Source organism: Citrobacter sp. Cf088 (assembly GCF_030334295.1).
Lineage (GTDB): Bacteria > Pseudomonadota > Gammaproteobacteria > Enterobacterales > Enterobacteriaceae > Citrobacter > Citrobacter freundii.
Window position 1 is genome coordinate 25,451 of sequence record NZ_JAOWEE010000047.1, and the last position, 20,943, is coordinate 46,393.

Below are 20,943 nucleotides of genomic sequence, written 5' to 3' on the forward strand. Positions count from 1 at the left end.
TATATTGGTTCTACATCTTTCATCTTGAACAAAGGGAAACAATTTTATATATAAACGCGAATGATAATGATGATCATTTACATTCAATAAAGGTTCTCTTATGTTGCCACGGAATAACCAAAGGCCATTTATTCTTTCAGCCCTGACATTATGCATGTCCGGCACCGCTTTTGCCGCTACCTCTCCAACACACGCTTCTACGTCCGACGAAGACACGGTTATCGTCACGGCTAACCGCACAGAAAGTAGCCTTTGGGATAGCCCTGCAACCATCCAGGTTATCGATCGCCAGACACTGCAAAACTCCACCAGCGTTTCTATTGCTGATGATTTACAAGATATTCCCGGCGTCGAAGTCACCGATAACGCCCTCGCAGGGCGGAAACAAATTCGTATCCGTGGCGAAGCGTCTTCGCGGGTGCTGATTTTGATCGACGGCCAGGTCGTCAGTTACCAACGTGCCGGACAAAACTACGGAGCCGGTTTGCTGATTGACGAATCCGCGCTGGAACGGATTGAAGTGGTCAAAGGCCCCTATTCTGTCCTCTACGGTTCGCAGGCGATTGGCGGCGTCGTAAACTTTATTACCAAAAAAGGCGGTGATAAGCCTCTCGGCGGCAGCGTTAAGGCTGTTTATAACTCCGCAACGGCAGGATGGGAAGAGTCGGCAGCGGCCTGGGGTAGCATCGGAAACTTTGACTACCGCATCAATGGCAGCTATTCCGACCAGGGGGACCGCGATACGCCTGACGGAAGATTGCCCAACACCAACTTCCGTAATAACGGCCAGGGCGTATGGCTGGGTTACAACTTCGATCGCCACAAAATTGGGCTCTCCCTCGATCGTTACAAACTGTCTACTCAAACCTGGTTTGACGATCCAGAGGGCCAGTTCGACGACTTTAGCGTCAAAATACCTAAGCTGGAACGCGAGAAAATCGGTCTTTTCTACGACTACGCGGCCGATGGGGATTACCTGAAGAACATCCATGTTGACGCATACAGCCAGACAATAGAGCGCAAATTTGAAAACCGGGTCAAAACGACCCAGGTTATCCCCAGCCCGATGATTAAAGCGCTGACGGTCAGCAATCAGACCAATACCAACGACAAACAGTATACCCAGGGGGTAACGCTACAGAGCAACTTCTCCCTGCCTGCTAACAACGAGCTGGTGATTGGCACTCAATATCAGCATGACATAATAAAACAGGACACGGACGGCAGTACGCGCCAGACCGCAGCTACCGGCTTCTTCGATACGCAAACACGTACCCTGTCATACAACGAAGCGGAGCAAAGCAACACCTCATTGTTCGCGCAAAACGACTGGCGCTTTGCCGATGACTGGACGTGGACCGTGGGCGCACGCCAGTACTGGCTGTCTTCGAAGCTCAAGCGCAACGATACGCAAACCCTGCAAAGCAGCGGCAGCACCTGGCAATCCACCGGAGGAAATTCCGTTCACGATGATGAACTGGTGACCTCAACCAGCCTACGCTATTCCGGTTTTAAAGATCTTGAACTTCGGGCTGCATATGCCCAAGGCTATGTCTTCCCCACGCTGACTCAGCTGTTTATGCAGACGTCCGCAGGCGGCAGCGTAACCTACGGCAATCCAAACCTGAAGGCGGAACACTCGAATAACTATGAGCTGGGTGCACGGTATAAAGGGAATATGTGGCTGATTGACGGCGCCATTTATTACTCCGAAGCCAAAGACTATATCGCCAGCCTGGCCTGTTCAGGTCAACCCGTATGCAGCGGTAATACCACCTCTTCACGGGGCGGCTATTACTACTACGACAACATCGATCGGGCCAAAACCTGGGGCATGGAACTCACCGCAGAATACAACGGCTGGGCAGTTTCACCTTACCTGAGCGGTAATCTCATTCGCCGTCAGTACGAAGGCAATACCCTTAAAACCTGGGATACCGGCGAACCCACTCTGACCGGGCGCGTCGGCCTGAAACATACCTGGTTGATGAACGCCGCTAACCTGACGTCCGATGTTTTTATCCGCGCGGCGTCCAGCGCCAAAGATAATACCGGCACCACGGAAATCAACTACCCAGGCTGGGCCACGCTTAACCTTGCATTCAACACCGAGTTCGGTCCGCAGGATCAGTATCAGGTCAACCTCGCGCTCAACAACCTGACCGACAAGCGTTACAGAACCGCGCATGAATCTATTCCAGACGCTGGTTTCAATGCCGCCGTTGGCTTTGCGTGGAATTTCTGACGATGAAAAAACTCTTGATTGGCTTACTGAGCCTCGCCTGCGTTTTCAGTGCCCAGTCCGCCGACCGCCTGGTGGTGGCGGGCGGCTCTCTTAGCGAACTGATATACGCCATGGGCATCGGCAACCGGGTGGTCGGCGTTGATGAAACCACCTCGTATCCACCCGAAACTGCCGCACTCCCGCATATCGGCTACTGGAAGCAGTTAAGCAGCGAGGGCATTTTATCGCTGCATCCGGACAGCTTTATCACCTGGCAGGATGCTGGCCCTCAAATCGTGTTGGATCAGTTGCGGGCGCAAAAAGTTAACGTCGTGACGTTGCCGCGCGTACCGGCCACCGTCGAACAGATGTACGCCAACATTCGGGAACTGGCTCAAACCCTGCGCATTCCCGAACAAGGTGAGACGTTGATCGATCGCATACGTCAACGTCTGGATCGCGTTCAGCACAACGTGGCAGCGAAAAACGCGCCGGTCAAAGCCATGTTCATTCTCTCCGCTGGCGGCAGCGCGCCACAGGTCGCCGGAAAAGGCAGCGTTGCCGATGCCATTATGACCCTCGCAGGCGCACAAAATGTCGCCACCCATGCGCAGTATAAAAGCTACAGCGCGGAATCGCTGATCGCCGCCAACCCAGAGGTGATCGTGGTGACGTCGCAAATGGTGGATGGCGGTCTGGCTCGTCTGAGCGCGATTGCCGGGATTACCCACACTGCGGCCTGGAAAAACCAGCGCATTGTGGCGATTGACCAGGCGCTGATTCTGGGTATGGGGCCGCGCGTCGCCGATGCGGTTGAAGCCCTGCACCAGCAATTCTGGCCTCACTAACTGGATTTATAAAGAACAATGAAAACTGAACACTCGCTGGATCTCACCGCGCATTTTGCGCTCGAGGGAAGTCAGCCATTTAAGGATCGCCGCGCCACGATGCCCTGGCGTGGGGCGATCCCGGTTGCCAAAGAGCTATTGTCACAAACCTGGCAGGAGGTCATCAGCCAGCCAACCCCACCGCGGAAACGGTTGGTGTACTTGCATATCCCTTTCTGTGCAACACATTGTACTTTCTGCGGTTTTTATCAAAACCGCTTTGAAGAGGATCACTGCGCCCGCTACACCAACGCGCTATTACGCGAAATAGAGATGGAAGCCGATAGCGCATTGCATCAGTCGGCCCCGATTCACGCCGTCTATTTTGGCGGCGGTACACCGTCTGCGCTGTCGGCACGGGATCTGGCCAGAATCATCACCGCACTACGTGACAAGCTACCGCTGGCGCCGGACTGCGAAATCACCATTGAGGGGCGGGTACTCAATTTTGACGATGCGCGAATAGATGCCTGCCTTGACGCTGGCGCCAATCGATTTTCGATCGGCATTCAGTCATTTAACAGCCGGATCCGCAAGAAAATGGCGCGCACTTCGGACGGCCCGACCGCGATGGCCTTTATGCAGGGGTTGGTAAAACGGGATCGAGCCGCCGTGGTCTGCGATCTGCTGTTTGGTCTGCCAGGACAGGACGCAAAGGTGTGGAGCGAGGATCTGGCGATTGCCCGCGACATCGGCCTCGACGGCGTAGATCTTTATGCTCTGAACCTGCTCCCTAATACACCGCTTGGCAAAGCGGTTGAAACCGGGCGCACAACGGTTCCCTCTCCTGCCGAACGTCGCGACCTCTATCTTCAGGGCTGCGATTTTATGGACAGCGCGGGCTGGCGCTGCATCAGCAACAGCCACTGGGCGCGCACCACACGGGAACGCAATCTGTACAACCTGCTGATTAAACAGGGCGCAGACTGTCTGGCATTCGGCTCTGGCGCAGGAGGGTCAGTCAATGGCTATTCCTGGATGGTCGAGCGCAATCTGACCACATGGCATGAATCCATCGCCGCCGGAAAAAAACCGCTCATGATGATGATGCGCACCGCCGAGCGTGGTTTCCAGTGGCGACACACCCTCCAGGCCGGTATTGAAACGGCCCGCGTCCCGCTGGATGAACTGACACCTCATGCACAAAAACTGACCCCGCTACTGACCCAGTGGCATCACGCAGGACTGACGCGAGATGCCAGCACCTGTGTACGCCTGACCAATGAAGGGCGTTTTTGGGCGAGCAATATTTTGCAGTCTCTTGATGAACTGATTCAGGCACTTAACGCGCCGCGCATTGCGGTAGAGCAACCATAAAAGGAGTGAAGTATGAGCCATGTCTCTTTACAGGATTTTTTGAAAACTGAGCCGGACGGTACGCTGGAAGCTATCGCAGCCCAGTACAACACCACGCTGCTGGAGGTGGTGAAAAACCTCCCCTCCCCGACGCTGGTTTCCGGCAGTCAATTTGATACCGTCTGGGAAACCGTCAGCGAATGGGGCAAAGTCACCACCCTGGTCCATACTGCTGATGTCATACTGGAATTCACGGGTGAATTACCTTCAGGATTCCACCGCCACGGTTACTTCAACCTGCGCGGCAAAAAAGGCATGACCGGTCATATCAAGGCAGAAAACTGCACACATATCGCCCTGATTAAACGCAAATTTATGGGCATGGACACCGCGTCCATTCTCTTCTTTAACCAGGCGGGTAGCGCTATGTTCAAAATTTTCCTCGGTCGGGATGAGCATCGTCAGCTACTGGCCGACCAGGTCAGCGCCTTTCACGCGCTGTCTTCATCCTTAAAGGAACATGCCTGATGGCTCCATGGCTCATTTTTGGTGCAGGTGGTAGCGGCGTCGGCGCGAAAACACTGGCACTCGCACTGGCGGAACAACGTCCGGTGATTGCCGTCGTTCGCAACGCACAGGTCGCTGCCGGGTTGCAGGAAAAAGGTGTGCAGGTCTTCATTGGCGACGCCTGCGACAGCCAGGTCACCGCCTGTGCCTGTCGCGCAGCGGGTCAACATGCCACGGTGATCTCCTCCATGGGCGGTGCCCAGGATTATCTGGCGCACAGAACCGTCATTGATGAAGCAGAAAAAGCGGAGATCAAACGCATGATTCTGGTGACTTCGCTTGGCTGTGGCGACAGTTGGCCCTTTTTGTCCCCACGCGCCAGGGCCGCATTTGGTCAGGCTGTACGGGAAAAATCGTTGGCTGAAAGCTGGCTACAAACCAGTCAACTGGACTACGCCATTCTCCGCCCCGGCGGTTTGCTGAACGGTGCAGCCACAGGTCAGGCGCAACGGATACAGGCCGAGGAGTGCCATGGTTTTGTGATGCGTGCAGATGTTGCAAGGCACATTCACGAACTGGCTACAGCCCCGTCACTCAATAACCAGATTTACAGTTTGGTTGAGCCAGGACTGAAACCCGCGTAAACCCCTCGCGGCGCGGGAACTTCGCGCCGCAAAGACGTTATGGAGCGTTGCGTGCTTAAGGACTCGCTTTCTTCCGTCAGCATTCTGACGGGTCTTTCTCTGTTGTTGGTCGCTCTGATGCTCTTCGGAGCCAGCCAGGGGGCGCTGAACATTAGCTTCAGCGCGCTGTTCAACGACGAATACCGTGACATCTGGTTGAACATCCGCTTGCCCCGTGTGTTGCTGGCCGTTCTGGTAGGCGCAGCGCTGGCAACGGCAGGGGTTATCATGCAGGGGCTTTTTCGCAATCCGATGGCCGATCCTGGCCTGCTTGGTGTCAGTAGCGGCTCCGCGCTGATGGTCGGTATCGCGATAGTTATCCCCTTTTCGTTTCCCGTGGTGCTGGTGCTGTATGAGCAGATGATTTTTGCCGTCGCGGGCAGCATGGTGGTCTGCACGATTATTTTCCTGATAAGCCAGCGTCATAGCCACGGCGGAATGATGCAACTGCTGTTAGCCGGTATCGCTATCAATGCTTTGTGCGGTTCGGCTATTGGCGTACTGAGCTATGTGGGCGATGAGCAACAGCTACGTCAACTTACGCTGTGGATGATGGGCAATCTCGGCCAGGCCCAGTGGCCAACGCTGCTGGTTGCCAGTACCTTTGTTCTTCCAGCCATTGCTGTCACCGTCTGTATGGCGGGCACGCTTAATTTGCTGCAATTGGGTGATGAAGAGGCGCATTACCTCGGCGTGAACGTCAAACGTAAGCGCCAGCAGTTACTGTTGCTCAGCTCGCTACTGGTTGGTGCTGCCGTTTCCGTCAGCGGCGTAATTGGTTTTATTGGCCTGGTGATCCCACATCTGATCAGAATGACTACTGGCGCCGATCATCGCTGGTTGATTCCCTGCTCGACGCTGGCGGGCGCCTGTCTACTCCTGATTGCCGATACGCTGGCCCGCACTCTGGTGCAGCCTGCCGAAATGCCCGTTGGTCTGTTAACCAGCCTGATCGGAGGACCGTATTTTCTGTGGTTAATACTGCGTAGCCGGAGGGTGTCATGATCGTTGCTGAAAATCTGGTTTACCACATTCAGGGCAGACGATTGACCGACGATGTTTCCCTGACGCTACCTGAAGGAGAGATTATCGCGATTCTTGGCCCGAATGGCGCCGGGAAATCAACGCTGCTACGCCAGCTCACGGGTTATCTGCAACCTCACAGTGGGCGCTGTAGCTTATTCGGCAAGCCGCTGAACGAATGGTCAATCACCGAGCTGGCAAAAACCCGTGCCGTGATGCGCCAGAACAGTCATATGGCCTTCCCGTTTAGCGTGCAGGAGGTTATTCGCATGGGCAGGCATCCGTATCGCACGCGCAATACGGGCGATGAAACGGAACACATCATGACGTTGTGCGACTGCCAGGCGCTGGCCGCGCGCGATTACCGGCATCTGTCGGGAGGAGAACAACAGCGGGTACAGCTGGCGCGCCTGCTGGTTCAGCTTTGGGAGCCCGTGCCTCGGCCCAAATGGTTATTTCTCGATGAACCTACCTCCGCCCTGGATATTCACCACCAGCAGCACCTTTTTCGTCTGCTGCGTCGCCTGGTGCGTGAACGGCAGTTTAGCGTCTGCTGCGTCCTGCACGATCTCAACCTCGCAGCGCGTTATGCCGACCGCGTGGTATTGATGGAACGCGGCAGGATTGTTGATAACGGGTATCCGCAGGATGTCCTGAAGCAACGGGCGCTGAACGCGCTGTACGGTGCCGATCTCACGGTCATAAATGAACCGGAGCATCGAACGCCGCTTATCGTCCTCAATCAATAACAGACCGGGAACGCTCTGAGGTGACGTTCCCGTTTTTTCCCCCTTCGCCCCTTTTTTCATCTTTTCTAAAAACACCCTTGACCTTCCCCTTGCTGGAAGGTTTAACCTTTATCACAGTCAGTTAAACCTGCAATGAAGGAGTTGGTTATGTCTCAAACAATCGATCTAACCCTGGACGGTTTGTCCTGTGGTCACTGCGTAAAACGCGTTAAAGAAAGTCTGGAACAACGTCCGGATGTTGAGCAAGCGGATGTCTCCGTGACAGAGGCGCATGTTACCGGGAGCGCCAGCGCAGAAGCGCTGATTGAAACCATCAAACAAGCCGGTTACGGCGCGGAGTTAAGCCACCCAAAGGCTAAACCGCTGACGGAGTCATCAATCCCGTCGGAAGCACTGGCAGCGGTCCCTTCCGAGCTTCCGGCAGCTACGGCTGATGATGACAGCCAACAGTTGCTGTTAAACGGCATGAGCTGCGCCAGTTGTGTGACCCGTGTACAAAATGCATTGCAAAGCGTACCGGGTGTCACCCAGGCACGGGTAAACCTGGCGGAACGCACTGCGCTGGTAATGGGCAGTGCCTCCGCCGCAGATTTAGTGCAGGCGGTGGAAAAAGCAGGCTACGGCGCAGAAGCCATTGAAGATGATGCTAAGCGCCGCGAGCGTCAGCAAGAAACCGCCGTGGCAACCATGAAACGTTTTCGCTGGCAGGCGGCCGTCGCGCTGCTGCTGGGTATCCCTGTCATGGTATGGGGAATGATTGGCGACAACATGATGGTGAGCGATGACAACCGCAGCCTGTGGCTGACGATTGGTCTGGCAACGCTTGCGGTGATGGTTTTCGCGGGCGGTCACTTTTACCGCAATGCGTGGAAAAGCCTGATGAACGGCACCGCGACTATGGATACGTTGGTCGCGCTGGGTACAGGGGTGGCATGGCTCTATTCCATGAGCGTCAACCTCTGGCCGCAATGGTTCCCGATGGAAGCGCGACACCTCTATTATGAAGCCAGCGCCATGATTATTGGTCTGATTAACCTCGGACACATGCTGGAAGCGCGGGCTCGCCAGCGCTCGTCCAAAGCGCTGGAAAAACTGCTTGATCTGACGCCACCGACCGCACGCGTCGTTACTGACGAAGGTGAAAAGAACGTGCCGCTGGCAGACGTTCAGGCGGGAATGTTGTTGCGCCTGACCACTGGCGACCGCGTGCCAGTCGATGGAGAAATTACGCAGGGCGAAGCCTGGCTGGATGAAGCGATGCTGACCGGTGAGCCGATTCCGCAACAAAAAGGTGAAGGCGATAGCGTCCACGCCGGTACGGTCGTACAGGACGGCAGCGTGCTGTTCCGCGCCAGCGCCGTTGGCAGCCACACCACGCTGTCACGCATTATTCGTATGGTGCGTCAAGCGCAAAGCAGCAAACCGGAAATTGGCAAACTGGCCGACCGTATCTCCTCGGTGTTCGTTCCGGTCGTGGTCGCCATTGCGCTGGTCAGTGCGGCTATCTGGTATTTCTTTGGACCAGCACCGCAGATTGTCTATACGCTGGTCATTGCCACCACCGTTCTGATTATCGCCTGCCCTTGTGCGCTGGGCCTGGCAACGCCGATGTCGATTATTTCCGGCGTGGGGCGTGCCGCTGAGTTTGGGGTACTGGTACGCGATGCCGATGCGCTGCAGCGCGCCAGCACGCTCGATACTCTCGTCTTTGATAAGACCGGGACGCTGACTGAAGGCAAACCGCAGGTTGTCGCCATCAAAACGTTTGGCAACACCGATGAAGCGCGGGCAATTCGTCTGGCTGCCGCCCTTGAACAGGGTTCCAGCCACCCGCTGGCCAGGGCGATTCTGGACAAAGCAGGCGATGTCTCGCTGCCGCAGGTCAACGGTTTCCGTACGCTGCGCGGGTTAGGCGTCAGTGGCGAGACCGAAGGTCATACGTTGCTGCTGGGAAATCAGGCACTGCTCAATGAACAGCAGGTAGATACCACTGAAATGGAAGCTGAAATCACCGCTCAGGCTTCCCAGGGTTCAACTCCGGTCCTGTTGGCGATTGATGGTAAAGCGGCGGCGCTGTTAGCGGTGCGTGATCCACTGCGTAGCGACAGCGTGGCAGCGCTCCAGCGCCTGCACCGCGCCGGGTATCGTCTGGTGATGCTGACCGGCGACAACCCAACGACCGCCAACGCCATTGCCAAAGAGGCGGGCATTGACGAGGTGATTGCGGGCGTTCTGCCGGACGGTAAGGCCGAAGCGATCAAGCGTCTGCAGAGCCAGGGGCGTCAGGTCGCCATGGTCGGTGACGGTATCAACGATGCACCTGCGCTGGCTCAGGCCGATGTAGGGATCGCCATGGGTGGCGGCAGCGATGTGGCGATTGAAACAGCCGCGATTACGCTGATGCGTCATAGCCTGATGGGCGTTGCGGATGCGCTGTCTATCTCCCGGGCAACACTACGCAATATGAAACAGAACCTGCTCGGCGCGTTTATCTACAACAGCATCGGCATCCCGGTTGCCGCTGGGATCCTGTGGCCGTTCACCGGCACGCTGCTCAACCCGGTAGTCGCCGGGGCGGCGATGGCGCTTTCTTCCATTACCGTGGTGAGCAACGCGAACCGACTGCTGCGCTTCAAACCTAAAGAGTAACCCTTTACCGGATGGCGCTATCAACTGCGCCATCCGGCAATTCACGCATTGCGACTTTTCCGGCCACGCGCTAGCATGGTTCTCCACTTAGGGAGGTCGTATGGATTTGTTATACCGGGTAAAAGCATTATGGTCTGCACTGCGCGGCAACCACTATACCTGGCCTGCCATCGACATCTCTTTGCCCGGCAACCGCCATTTTCATCTGATTGGCAGCATTCACATGGGCAGCCGCGATATGGCGCCTCTGCCTGCCAAATTACTCAAAAAACTCAAGCATGCCGATGCGCTGATTGTCGAAGCGGATGTTTCCGGTGACGACACGCCGTTTGCCGACCTGCCGACCTTTGCCGCACTCGAAGAGCGCATCAGCCCGGAGCAGTTAGATAATCTGCATAAGGTCACCGATGAACTGGGCATTTCTCCTTCCCTGCTCTCCACTCAGCCGTTATGGCAAATTGCCATGGTATTACAGGCAACGCAGGCACAGCAGCTAGGGCTGCGGGCGGAATACGGGATTGATTATCAACTGTTGAATGCGGCTAAGCAGGCGCATAAACCGATAATTGAACTGGAAGGCGCATCCAGTCAAATCGAGCTGTTATGTCAGTTGCCTGATAACGGACTGGCCCTGTTGGACGATACTCTGACGCATTGGCATACCAATGCCAGACTGCTACAGCAGATGATGGGCTGGTGGCTTGAAACGCCGCCGCGCAATAGCGAACTGACGCTTCCCAATACCTTTAGCCAGTCGTTGTATGACGTATTGATGCATCAACGCAACACAGCCTGGCGCGATCGGCTCAGAGCGATGCCTGCTGGTCACTACGTCGTGGCCGTTGGCGCGCTGCATTTATACGGAGAAGGAAATTTGCCGGAGATGTTACGGTAAAAAAAATGGCCAATATCTCTATTGGCCCGTCAAAGAGGAATTTCATCATTATTATGATCCCGGCGCTTAAAGCGTCGGTGTAGTTCGATTGTCGCTCAAAGTCATCATCCTGCCAATACTATTGCGCAAGATGGTACTATTTTTTAGACAGACATCAGGCGTATGCTTGAGTCGTATTTTGTCTGGGCCAGGAAAATTGCTATGACACCCGCCGTTAAATTACTCGAAAAAAACAAAATTTCTTTCCAGATCCACACCTACGATCACGATCCGTCCGAGACGAACTTTGGTGATGAAGTGGTGCGAAAGTTAGGTCTGAACGCGGACCAGGTTTACAAAACGCTGCTGGTTGCCGTGAATGGCGACATGAAGCATCTGGCGGTCGCCGTCACACCGGTAGCAGGTCAACTGGATCTCAAAAAGGTTGCCAAAGCATTGGGTGCCAAAAAGGTCGATATGGCCGATCCCATGGTCGCGCAACGCACTACCGGCTATCTGGTAGGCGGTATCAGCCCGCTGGGGCAGAAAAAAAGATTGCCGACGCTTATCGACGCGCCAGCCCAAACGTTTGACACCATTTATGTTTCCGGCGGCAAACGCGGGCTGGATATCGAACTGGCAGCGAGCGATCTGGCGAAAATTCTGGATGCGAAATTCGCCGATATCGCCCGCCGGGATTAAGCGGTTATAGAATGAATGCCTGATGGCGCGCAGCTTTAAGGCCTACAAATCGCACTGACCTGTAGGCCGGATAAGGTGCCAGCACCGCCATCCGGCACTCCTCCCTGTTACTGCCAGCTCACCTCACCCTTCGGCTCATACGCACTGGCATCCAGCGGTGAGTTCTTCTGTACGTACTCTTTCAGCACTTCCGCATCAATAAACCCGGTATTCACATAGCCTGGTTTGTTATCAATGCGCGGATAGCCATCACCGCCGGTGGCGTTGAAGCTCAGCGTTGCCATACGATAGGTTTTGGCTGGGTCAACAGGTTCGCCTTTGATTTTCAAATCGTTAAGTTTGCCGTCTTTCGCTACAAAGCTGACGTTGGCAAACTGCGGGTAGGCTCCGGAGTCCGGCTTCATTTGCGCCACCGCGGTCAGATAATCAATCACTTCTTTCCCGCTCATATCGGCGTACACCACGATGTTGCCAAACGGCTGTACCTTCAGCACGCTCTTATAGGTGATATCGCCACCTTCGATGGAGTCACGGATACCGCCGCCGCTCATCACGCCAAAATCAGCGCTGGTTCGCGCCATTTGCGCAGCCAGCAGCAAGTGCCCCATATTGGTTTGCACGAAACGGACTTTGCTACGGTCGCCTTCGAGGCGCGCATTGACGCTACCGATTTTCACGTCGAGCTGCGCTTTACCTTTATTCTGGAACGGCGTCAGCAGCGAAAGCATTTGCTGATTTTCAACAATCTCCGGGGTGTAGAGTACGCGCTCACTTTTACCGTTGTCCCAAGTCACTTTTTTCTTCAGATTAACGGGAATGAGCTGGTAGTTAACCATTTTCATTTCGCCGTTACGGAACTCAAAGTCCGCCCGGCCCACGTATTTCCCCCACTCGTGGGCCTGTACAATCCAGATCCCATTTTGCTTATCTGGCGCACACGGCGTACCCGGTACGTAATCAACCTGCTTCTTATTTTCCGCAGCCATACACACCGGATCCTGCGAGTGGCCACCGACAATCATCGCCAGCGAACCTGCTGGCAGGCTGCGCGCCATTTCGACATCGCCAGGGGCGTTCGAGCCGTGGTTGCCGTTGTCATAATGTCCCATATGGGTGGTCGCGATAATGATGTCTGGCTTTTCACCCATATGCAGTTCCTGAATAACCAGTTTGGCTTCATCAGCAGGTTTACGGAATTCGATATCGGTAAAGAACTCAGGGTTGCCAATTTTTGCCGTATCGTCAGTGGTTAAACCAAGTACGGCAATTTTTAAATCCTGGCGCTTAAAGATGGCCCACGGCTTAAATAAACGCTCGCCGGTGCTTTTCTGATAAATATTGGCCGAGAGAAACGGAAATTTGGACCATTTTTCCTGCTGGCGCAATACGCTAAGCGGATTATCAAACTCGTGGTTTCCGACCGCCATCGCGTCATAGCCAATCAGGTTCATCCCGCGAAAATCAGGTTCCGCATCCTGCAGATCGGACTCCGGTACGCCGGTATTAATATCACCACCAGAAAGCAGCAGTACGCTGCCCCCTTCCTCAGCCACCTCTTTACGAATACCGTCCACCAGCGTTTTTTGCGCCGCCAGTCCGTATTCCCCATATTCGCTACGCCAGAAGTGACCGTGATGATCATTGGTATGCAGAATGGTAATTTTGTAGGTTTTATCTTTTTCATACGCTTGCGCTGGCTGACCTGCCAGCGTAAATGCGGCTAATAACGCCAGCGCCACGCCCCGTTTTAAAAACTTCATATTTCTCTCCCTGAGCCAAAATCAACGACTGAAATTACAATGATATGAAATAATAGTCGAAAATGTTTTCAGAAATGAGACTTCCTTCAAACACCTTCCGCAGGTATGTTAGTCAGGTAATAATAACAAATTAGATTACCCTCATAATCGCAACCCAAACAGAAGTGACTTTCTATGGCAATAAGTGAACCAACCCAGCCTGTGGCTGGCGCGTCAGCGTCGGTTGCTAAAGCACGCACCTCATTTGGCATTTTAGGAGCGATCAGCCTCTCCCATTTGCTAAACGATATGATTCAGTCGCTGATCCTGGCGATTTATCCGCTATTGCAGTCAGAGTTCTCGCTGACGTTTATGCAGATCGGGATGATCACCCTAACCTTCCAGCTAGCTTCTTCGCTGCTGCAACCGGTGGTGGGTTACTGGACGGACAAATATCCGATGCCATGGTCGCTGCCCATAGGAATGTGCTTCACGCTGAGCGGGCTTGTTTTGCTGGCCATGGCCGGCAGCTTCCATATGGTGCTGCTCGCCGCGGCGCTGGTTGGCACCGGCTCTTCGGTATTTCACCCGGAATCGTCCCGTGTGGCGCGTATGGCCTCCGGCGGTCGCCACGGCCTTGCCCAGTCGATTTTCCAGGTTGGCGGCAACTTCGGCAGCTCACTGGGACCGTTGCTGGCGGCTGTCATCATCGCGCCATATGGTAAGGGTAATGTGGCCTGGTTTGTTCTGGCTGCGCTATTAGCGATTGTCGTCCTGGCGCAAATCAGCCGTTGGTATGCCGCGCAGCATCGGATGAGTAAAGGAAAGCCGAAGGTCGCTATCGTTAATCCGTTGCCGCGTAATAAAGTGGTGCTGGCTGTAAGCATCCTGCTGGTACTGATTTTCTCCAAATACTTCTATATGGCGAGTATCAGCAGCTATTACACCTTTTATCTGATGCAAAAATTCGGATTATCGGTACAAAACGCCCAGTTTCACCTGTTTGCCTTCCTGTTTGCCGTCGCGGCCGGGACGGTGATTGGCGGACCATTAGGCGATAAAATTGGCAGAAAATATGTTATTTGGGGGTCTATCCTCGGCGTTGCTCCATTTACCCTCGTTTTACCCTACGCAACGCTGGAATGGACCGGGATTTTAACCGTGATCATTGGTTTTATCCTCGCATCGGCGTTTTCTGCCATTCTGGTTTACGCACAGGAGCTGCTTCCTGGGCGTATCGGCATGGTTTCTGGGTTATTTTTTGGTTTTGCCTTCGGCATGGGCGGCTTGGGAGCCGCGGTGCTAGGGCTGATAGCCGACCATACCAGCATCGATTTGGTCTACAAAATATGTGCTTTCCTGCCACTTCTGGGGATACTGACCATATTCTTACCTGATAACCGACACAAAGCCTGATTTTCTGATGGCCAAAAGTAAATTTTGGCCGTCATTACTTACAGTAGCCATCAGCCTTTACCTCTCACATATCACCGTACTTTTCCGATCCGTGCTTTTTTACGCTTAAAATCCCGTTTTCTTCAAAATTCAATAATTATTCATAAACATAAACATTAAAATTGTCATAAACTATTACTCGTAGTTTGGGTTTTTAGGATCATCACAGCAACCAAAGGAGACGGAATGCATCACGCCACCCCGCTTATCACCACCATTGTCGGCGGCCTTGTGCTCGCTTTTATATTAGGCATGATTGCCAATAAACTACGTATTTCTCCTCTGGTGGGATATCTGTTAGCGGGCGTTCTGGCCGGTCCATTTACACCTGGTTTTGTTGCTGATACTAAGCTCGCGCCTGAACTGGCCGAGCTTGGCGTTATTCTGCTGATGTTCGGCGTCGGGCTGCACTTTTCCCTGAAGGATTTGATGGCGGTAAAGTCAATCGCCATTCCCGGCGCGATTGCCCAGATAGCAGTGGCAACGCTGCTGGGTATGGCGCTTTCAGCTGTATTAGGCTGGTCGCTGATGGTGGGGATCGTGTTTGGTCTGTGTCTTTCAACCGCCAGCACCGTGGTGCTACTGCGTGCGCTTGAAGAACGACAGCTCATTGACAGCCAGCGCGGGCAAATTGCCATTGGCTGGCTGATTGTCGAAGATCTGATGATGGTGCTGACGCTGGTTCTCCTGCCAGCAGTCGCCGGAATGCTGGAAAAAGAAGATGTCGGCTTCGCTTCGCTGGCCGTCGATATGGGCATTACCATCGGTAAGGTGGTGGCGTTTATCGCGATTATGATGCTGGTGGGGCGTCGCCTGGTACCGTGGATTATGGCCCGCAGCGCCGCAACCGGTTCACGCGAACTGTTTACCCTCTCAGTCCTCGCCCTCGCCTTAGGTATCGCCTTCGGCGCAGTAGAGCTGTTTGATGTCTCCTTTGCGCTGGGCGCATTCTTCGCCGGTATGGTGCTGAATGAATCTGAGCTGAGCCACCGTGCGGCGCATGACACCCTGCCGCTGCGCGATGCGTTCGCCGTGCTGTTCTTCGTTTCCGTCGGAATGCTGTTCGATCCGTTAGTCCTGATCCAGCAGCCGTTGGCAGTACTGGGCACGCTGGCGATTATCATCTTTGGTAAATCCCTTGCCGCCTATTTCCTGGTGCGCCTGTTTGGTCACTCTCAACGCACGGCGCTCACCATTGCCACCAGTCTGGCGCAGATTGGTGAATTTGCCTTTATCCTGGCGGGTCTGGGAATGGCGTTAAACCTGCTGCCGCAGGCCGGACAGAATCTGGTGCTGGCAGGGGCAATCCTGTCCATAATGCTCAACCCGGTGCTGTTCGCGGTGTTAGAAAAATATCTCGCCAAAACAGAAACGCTGGAAGAGCAGACTCTGGAAGAGGCTATCGAAGAAGAGAAGCAAATTCCGGTGGATATCTGCAATCACGCCCTGCTGGTTGGCTTTGGTCGCGTCGGCAGCCTGCTGGGTGAGAAATTGATGGCTGCGGGGATCCCGCTGGTGGTTATCGAAACCTCACGTACCCGAGTGGATGAACTGCGCGAGCGTGGGATCCGCGCGGTGCTAGGAAATGCCGCTAACGAAGAGATTATGAATCTGGCGCATCTGGATTGCGCACGCTGGCTGTTGCTAACCATTCCGAATGGCTATGAAGCGGGTGAAATTGTCGCTTCCGCTCGCGAGAAGTGCCCGTCGATTGAGATTATCGCCCGCGCACATTATGACGATGAGGTGGAATATATTACCGAGCGCGGCGCCAATCAGGTCGTCATGGGCGAGCGTGAAATCGCCCGCACCATGCTGGAGCTAATTGAAACACCGCCTGCCGGTGAAGTTGCTACCGCCAGTTAATGTTACGCGTAGGCCCGATAAGCGTAGCGCCATCGGGCAAGAACTCAGCGATCCCAGTACGACTCTTCAAGACTGTCTTCACGTTCCGGCAAACCGCGCGTCAGGCGCGGTGAATGCTGGTTCAGCACCTGGTAACTCACGCGGTTAGCATATTTACACACCTGGGCTAGCGACGAATAGGTCAGCCAGGTGAACTTGTGCTTGCTGGAGTTAGGCACGTTACTGCGGTGATAGCTGTTGGCGGTAATATCATGCAGCAATGCCGCCAGCGCGCCGTCGCCAGCACCGTTGGTATTCATTATCTTTTCAGGCCCGCCCATATACGGTGCAATGTGCGAATACACACGCAGCGGATTGGTACAGTCTTTATGGCGCATGGCGCGGCTGAATTCGTACTGATTGAATTCGGCAATCGCTCCAGGCAGCAGCGGATGCTGGGTTTTACGTTTGACTTCTTCTTCCGTAAAGCCCGCCATATACAGACCCGCCGGACCCGCAGTGCACAGCACCAGATCCACCCAATCCAGCGCTTTGTCGGACGCCAGTAGCGGATCGTTCTCGCCGGTCAGCGCTTCAGCCTCTTCTTCATTCATCGCCAGAATAGAGACATGCTCTTTGAGGAATGCCTGCCACCACTGCGGGTTATCGGCAATGACGAATTTGGTGCCCAGCGTCAGTACCACCGGCACATTGTGTTTTTTAGCGTATTCAATCGCCTTCATGGTCGCTTCCGGCATCGGCTCACCCGGCTCGCAGCGCACCAGATAGGATGTCAGCACCAACGCGGACGCTCCGGCAATTACCGATTCAGGGATGCTATCCGCCCGTAGCTTATTCATATGCCCTGGGCTAATGGCGAAGGTACGTTCTCCGGATTCACCAATCAGCGTAAAGCAACGACCAATCGGTCCATTAACGCCTTGCAGGTAGTTCAGATCGGTACGGCTGGAGGTATTGCATAAATAACGGTACGCATAGCTGCCAATCTCGATATTGCTGCACATCACGCCCAGCAGCACCGAGCGGTCATCCGCCAGCACGGAGTAGTTGTGCATCGTGTTACCGATCGTACCGCCCGCAAACTGATGGGTGATCAAATTTTCACGCACCAGTTCCTGATAGAGCGCTTCTGCGACATCATCGGCAATCACCAGAGAATGCCCGGCGCTTAATCCATAACGTTTTACAAAGTCATCATCCACTTTGGCTTCAATATCCACCAACGTCTGGTCGATGCCCACCACCCAGGCTGCGCTGGTTTCATTTTCTGGCTGAATTTGTTGCAGCAACGGATCGCGCGCGCTGACGGGAAAATAGTGTTTGGATTTACGTTTACCGGGAAATTTCATGGTCGATTTTACGGGTGGTTAACTGAGCGATGCATGGTAGCACATTCCCTGCAGCGCATGCGATGCGACGCTGAGTTTCAATATCGGACGGTGAGATCGCAGTTTATCCGGGATTAATTTCTACAATAACTCACCTTCACAAGGAGCGTTTTATGAAGCCGGAAAACAAAATCCCCGTACTCGACAAAATTTCGGATGAAATGAAAAGCGTGGTGAATTTTCATCGCGACGATTTGCCGCCGTGGCCCGCTGCCGATGACTTCGTGGCCCAGCGCCAACACTACATTCATGAGCGGCGATTGTGGAATGCCGATGCCCCGCAGATGCATACCCGAGAATGCGTGATTTCTACCGCGTGCGGCCCCGTTGCCACACGCATCTACGCTCCGCAGCCCCAAAGCCAGGCCACGCTGTATTACCTGCACGGCGGCGGTTTTATTCTCGGTAATCTGGATACCCATGACCGGATTATGCGTTTACTGGCGCACTACACCCAGTGCACAGTTATTGGCATCGACTATTCGCTATCGCCGGAAGCGCGCTACCCACAAGCCATCGAAGAGATCGTCGCCGTTTGCCAGTACTATCATCAACATGCTGGCGACTATTCCCTCAATATCAATACGATTGGTTTTGCGGGCGATTCCGCCGGAGCCATGCTGGCGCTTGCCAGCGCGCTGTGGCTGCGGGATAAACGCATTGCCTGCGGCAAGGTGGCTGGCGTGCTGTTGTGGTATGGGCTTTACGGGCTGCAGGATTCACTGAGCCGACGGCTGATGGGCGGAGCGTGGGATGGGTTAACCCGTGAGGACTTGCAGATGTATGAAAACGCGTACCTACGTAGCGCTGACGATCGCGAGTCACCGTACTATTGCCTGTTTAATAACGATCTGACGCGTGACGTACCGCCGTGTTTTATCGCCGGCGCGGAGTTCGATCCGCTGATTGACGATAGCCGCTTATTATTCCAGACGTTACAAGCGCATCAGCAACCCTGCCAGTACAAAATGTATCCCGGTACGCTGCACGCCTTCCTGCACTATTCGCGAGTGATGAAAACCGCCGATGAAGCTCTGCAGGACGGCGCGCGTTTCTTTAAGCAACAGCTTTAGCGGTAGGCGGCGGTCAGTTTAACCATCATTTCGATATGTTCCGGTGTGGCATTCAACGCCGGAATATACTCATATTGCTTACCACCAGCCTCAAGGAAAATCTCCCGGTTTTGCACCGCTACCTCTTCCAGCGTTTCGAGGCAATCAGCCGCGAAGCCCGGACACATAACCTGGATATGTCGGGTTCCTTTCTCCGCCAGCATTTTTAACGTTTCGTCGGTATACGGCGTCAGCCAGGGTTCGCGGCCAAAGCGTGACTGGAAGGTCATCATGACTTTTTCCGGCGGCAGACCAAGCGCTGAAACCAGCTCACGCGTCGTATCGCGACAGCGCTGCGGGTAGTCATCGCCTTCATCGGCGTAGCGCTGCGGAATGCCGTGGTAGGAGAGCAGCAGTAAATCAGGTTCGCCATGTTGAGCGAATGAATCCCGGGCACTTTTGGCCAGAGCATCAATGTAGCTGCTGTCATCGGCGTAATCACGAATAAAAGAGACGCCGGGAATACCGCGTTTACGCGCTAAGATGCGCGCCAGCTCGTCCCAGACTGCCGCCACTGTCGAACAGGAATATTGCGGGTACAGCGGTAACACCACCATGTGTTCCACTCCGCTTGCCAACAGTTCATCGACCGCGCTTTCGAGCGACGGCGAACCGTAGCTCATCCCCAGCGCGACAGGCGTATCAGGCAGACGTTGTGCCAGCGCCTGCTGTTGCGCCTTGCTGTAGACCATCAGCGGGGAACCGTCTTCCATCCAGATTGACTGGTACAGCTTTGCCACACGCGGCGCTCGCAGCGGCAAAATCACACCGCGCAGCAGCGGCCACCACAGAGCAGGGGACGTATCGACTACGCGTGGATCGCTTAAAAACTGGCGCAGGTAGCGCTTAACGGCTTCGGGAGTTGGGGCATCGGGAGTGCCGAGGTTTGCCAGCAGGATACCGGTTTTCGTCTGACGCATTACCGCCTCTTATCGATTCAAATTGTTGATAATTGTAGCGGAAAAGCGGTAAAGAAGAACTAATTGCTGTGAAAGGTAAGACGAGAATTTGCCTGATGGCGCTGCGCTTATCAGGCCTACGAGATATTGGCAGACCTGATAAGAGGTTTAATTACGCGAAAAAATTAGCCGAGGATTTTTTCCAGCGCTGCGCGCACGTCAGCCACGGCCTGAGTGCCGTCAACTTTCGCGTATTTGGTGTTACCCGCCTGCGCTTCTTTAGAGTAGTAGCCGATCAGCGGTGCGGTCATCTGATGGTATTCCACCAGGCGCTTACGTACGGTCTCTTCCTGATCGTCTTTACGGGTGGTCAGCTCTTCGCCGGTCACGTCGTCTTTGCCTTCAACCTTAGGCGGGTTGAATTTGATGTGGTAAACGCGGCCAGAAGCAGCGTGTACGCGGCGACCGACGATACGGTCAACGATCAGTTCGTCAGGTACGTCAAACTCCAGAACGTAGTCCACGTTGATGCCCGCTTCTTTCATGGCGTCTGCCTGCGGAATAGTACGCGGGAAGCCATCAAGCAGGAAACCATTACGGCAGTCTTCCTGAGCAATACGCTCTTTTACCAGCGCGATCACCAGCTCATCAGTCACCAGCTTACCGGCGTCCATGATGTCTTTCGCTTGTTTGCCCAGCTCGGAGCCAGATTTCACGGCGGCACGCAGCATATCACCGGTGGAGATTTGCGGAATACCATACTTCTCCATGATGAACTGAGCCTGAGTTCCTTTACCCGCGCCCGGAGCGCCAAGCAGAATGATACGCATTACGAAAATCCCCTTAAAGGTTGTCGATATTTTTTAAAAAGCGCTAAACGATACCACCAT

At 54.5% G+C, this 20,943-nt stretch carries 17 protein-coding genes; 13 read left to right on the plus strand and 4 right to left on the minus strand.

What is annotated here, in order from left to right:
- Positions 1-100: 100 nt before the first annotated feature.
- The 10 genes from OGV71_RS10000 to ybaK all read left to right on the plus strand — a co-directional run bounded on the left by OGV71_RS10000 (position 101) and on the right by ybaK (position 11,594).
- Positions 101-2,245 carry a TonB-dependent receptor plug domain-containing protein gene (locus tag OGV71_RS10000; RefSeq protein WP_204583965.1) on the plus strand — a complete coding sequence of 715 codons (2,145 nt, stop codon included), beginning with the start codon at positions 101-103 and terminating at the stop codon, positions 2,243-2,245.
- A 2-nt stretch (positions 2,246-2,247) separates the two neighbouring features.
- Entirely contained in the window at positions 2,248-3,072 is an 825-nt protein-coding gene (locus OGV71_RS10005; protein WP_003835809.1) for a heme/hemin ABC transporter substrate-binding protein, read from the plus strand.
- Positions 3,073-3,090: 18 nt separating this feature from the next.
- On the plus strand, positions 3,091-4,428 hold the full coding sequence (gene hutW / locus OGV71_RS10010; RefSeq protein WP_003835810.1) for a heme anaerobic degradation radical SAM methyltransferase ChuW/HutW: 1,338 nt from the start codon (positions 3,091-3,093) through the stop codon (positions 4,426-4,428).
- 12 nt (positions 4,429-4,440) lie between these two features.
- Positions 4,441-4,935 carry a heme utilization cystosolic carrier protein HutX gene (hutX, locus tag OGV71_RS10015; protein ID WP_204583967.1) on the plus strand — a complete coding sequence of 165 codons (495 nt, stop codon included), beginning with the start codon at positions 4,441-4,443 and terminating at the stop codon, positions 4,933-4,935.
- Positions 4,935-5,558 carry an anaerobilin reductase gene (chuY, locus tag OGV71_RS10020; protein WP_003021809.1) on the plus strand — a complete coding sequence of 208 codons (624 nt, stop codon included), beginning with the start codon at positions 4,935-4,937 and terminating at the stop codon, positions 5,556-5,558. Before hutX ends, chuY begins: the two co-directional genes overlap by 1 nt.
- A gap of 51 nt (positions 5,559-5,609) precedes the next feature.
- A complete protein-coding gene (locus OGV71_RS10025) occupies positions 5,610-6,602 on the plus strand; it encodes a FecCD family ABC transporter permease (RefSeq protein WP_003021806.1) in 993 nt (330 codons plus the stop codon).
- Positions 6,599-7,369, plus strand: a complete 771-nt coding sequence (locus OGV71_RS10030) for a heme ABC transporter ATP-binding protein (protein ID WP_003021801.1) — start codon at positions 6,599-6,601, stop codon at positions 7,367-7,369. The genes OGV71_RS10025 and OGV71_RS10030 overlap by 4 nt, the downstream gene beginning before the upstream one ends.
- 147 nt (positions 7,370-7,516) lie before the next feature.
- Positions 7,517-10,018, plus strand: coding sequence for a copper-exporting P-type ATPase CopA (gene copA / locus OGV71_RS10035; protein WP_044712822.1), 2,502 nt, complete (start codon positions 7,517-7,519; stop codon positions 10,016-10,018).
- 100 nt (positions 10,019-10,118) lie between these two features.
- Entirely contained in the window at positions 10,119-10,913 is a 795-nt protein-coding gene (locus OGV71_RS10040; RefSeq protein ID WP_057063198.1) for a TraB/GumN family protein, read from the plus strand.
- A gap of 201 nt (positions 10,914-11,114) precedes the next feature.
- Positions 11,115-11,594 carry a Cys-tRNA(Pro)/Cys-tRNA(Cys) deacylase YbaK gene (ybaK, locus tag OGV71_RS10045; protein ID WP_003021794.1) on the plus strand — a complete coding sequence of 160 codons (480 nt, stop codon included), beginning with the start codon at positions 11,115-11,117 and terminating at the stop codon, positions 11,592-11,594.
- A gap of 107 nt (positions 11,595-11,701) precedes the next feature.
- Here ybaK and ushA read toward each other — a convergent pair whose 3' ends face one another.
- On the minus strand, positions 11,702-13,354 hold the full coding sequence (gene ushA, locus OGV71_RS10050; RefSeq protein ID WP_003021791.1) for a bifunctional UDP-sugar hydrolase/5'-nucleotidase UshA: 1,653 nt from the start codon (positions 13,352-13,354) through the stop codon (positions 11,702-11,704).
- Positions 13,355-13,528: 174 nt separating this feature from the next.
- Here ushA and fsr point away from each other — a divergent pair, with 174 nt between their 5' ends.
- A complete protein-coding gene (fsr, locus tag OGV71_RS10055) occupies positions 13,529-14,749 on the plus strand; it encodes a fosmidomycin MFS transporter (RefSeq protein ID WP_003021788.1) in 1,221 nt (406 codons plus the stop codon).
- Positions 14,750-14,974: 225 nt separating this feature from the next.
- Positions 14,975-16,654: a YbaL family putative K(+) efflux transporter gene (ybaL, locus tag OGV71_RS10060; protein WP_003021783.1), complete on the plus strand. Its 1,680-nt coding sequence runs from the start codon at positions 14,975-14,977 to the stop codon at positions 16,652-16,654.
- Between the two features lie 44 nt (positions 16,655-16,698).
- Here ybaL and gsk read toward each other — a convergent pair whose 3' ends face one another.
- The gene (gene gsk / locus OGV71_RS10065; protein WP_003021781.1) at positions 16,699-18,003 is read right to left on the minus strand and encodes an inosine/guanosine kinase; all 1,305 of its coding nucleotides are present in this window, start codon (positions 18,001-18,003) and stop codon (positions 16,699-16,701) included.
- A gap of 152 nt (positions 18,004-18,155) precedes the next feature.
- On the opposite strand from gsk, the gene aes reads away from it, so the two are divergent.
- Positions 18,156-19,115: an acetyl esterase gene (gene aes / locus OGV71_RS10070; protein WP_003021777.1), complete on the plus strand. Its 960-nt coding sequence runs from the start codon at positions 18,156-18,158 to the stop codon at positions 19,113-19,115.
- Here aes and hemH read toward each other — a convergent pair.
- On the minus strand, positions 19,112-20,074 hold the full coding sequence (hemH, locus tag OGV71_RS10075) for a ferrochelatase (RefSeq protein WP_071696867.1): 963 nt from the start codon (positions 20,072-20,074) through the stop codon (positions 19,112-19,114). The genes aes and hemH overlap by 4 nt on opposite strands.
- Positions 20,075-20,238: 164 nt before the next feature.
- On the minus strand, positions 20,239-20,883 hold the full coding sequence (adk, locus tag OGV71_RS10080) for an adenylate kinase (RefSeq protein ID WP_003021773.1): 645 nt from the start codon (positions 20,881-20,883) through the stop codon (positions 20,239-20,241).
- Positions 20,884-20,943: the final 60 nt, after the last annotated feature.

Bases quoted from the DNA above. Each gene is read 5' to 3' on its own strand.
- OGV71_RS10000 (WP_204583965.1), top strand. From the start codon at position 101: ATGTTGCCACGGAATAACCAAAGGCCATTTATTCTTTCAGCCCTGACA.
- OGV71_RS10005 (WP_003835809.1), top strand. From the start codon at position 2,248: ATGAAAAAACTCTTGATTGGCTTACTGAGCCTCGCCTGCGTTTTCAGT.
- hutW (WP_003835810.1), top strand. From the start codon at position 3,091: ATGAAAACTGAACACTCGCTGGATCTCACCGCGCATTTTGCGCTCGAG.
- hutX (WP_204583967.1), top strand. From the start codon at position 4,441: ATGAGCCATGTCTCTTTACAGGATTTTTTGAAAACTGAGCCGGACGGT.
- chuY (WP_003021809.1), top strand. From the start codon at position 4,935: ATGGCTCCATGGCTCATTTTTGGTGCAGGTGGTAGCGGCGTCGGCGCG.
- OGV71_RS10030 (WP_003021801.1), top strand. From the start codon at position 6,599: ATGATCGTTGCTGAAAATCTGGTTTACCACATTCAGGGCAGACGATTG.
- copA (WP_044712822.1), top strand. From the start codon at position 7,517: ATGTCTCAAACAATCGATCTAACCCTGGACGGTTTGTCCTGTGGTCAC.
- OGV71_RS10040 (WP_057063198.1), top strand. From the start codon at position 10,119: ATGGATTTGTTATACCGGGTAAAAGCATTATGGTCTGCACTGCGCGGC.
- ybaK (WP_003021794.1), top strand. From the start codon at position 11,115: ATGACACCCGCCGTTAAATTACTCGAAAAAAACAAAATTTCTTTCCAG.
- ushA (WP_003021791.1), bottom strand. From the start codon at position 13,354: ATGAAGTTTTTAAAACGGGGCGTGGCGCTGGCGTTATTAGCCGCATTT.
- fsr (WP_003021788.1), top strand. From the start codon at position 13,529: ATGGCAATAAGTGAACCAACCCAGCCTGTGGCTGGCGCGTCAGCGTCG.
- ybaL (WP_003021783.1), top strand. From the start codon at position 14,975: ATGCATCACGCCACCCCGCTTATCACCACCATTGTCGGCGGCCTTGTG.
- gsk (WP_003021781.1), bottom strand. From the start codon at position 18,003: ATGAAATTTCCCGGTAAACGTAAATCCAAACACTATTTTCCCGTCAGC.
- aes (WP_003021777.1), top strand. From the start codon at position 18,156: ATGAAGCCGGAAAACAAAATCCCCGTACTCGACAAAATTTCGGATGAA.
- hemH (WP_071696867.1), bottom strand. From the start codon at position 20,074: ATGCGTCAGACGAAAACCGGTATCCTGCTGGCAAACCTCGGCACTCCC.
- adk (WP_003021773.1), bottom strand. From the start codon at position 20,883: ATGCGTATCATTCTGCTTGGCGCTCCGGGCGCGGGTAAAGGAACTCAG.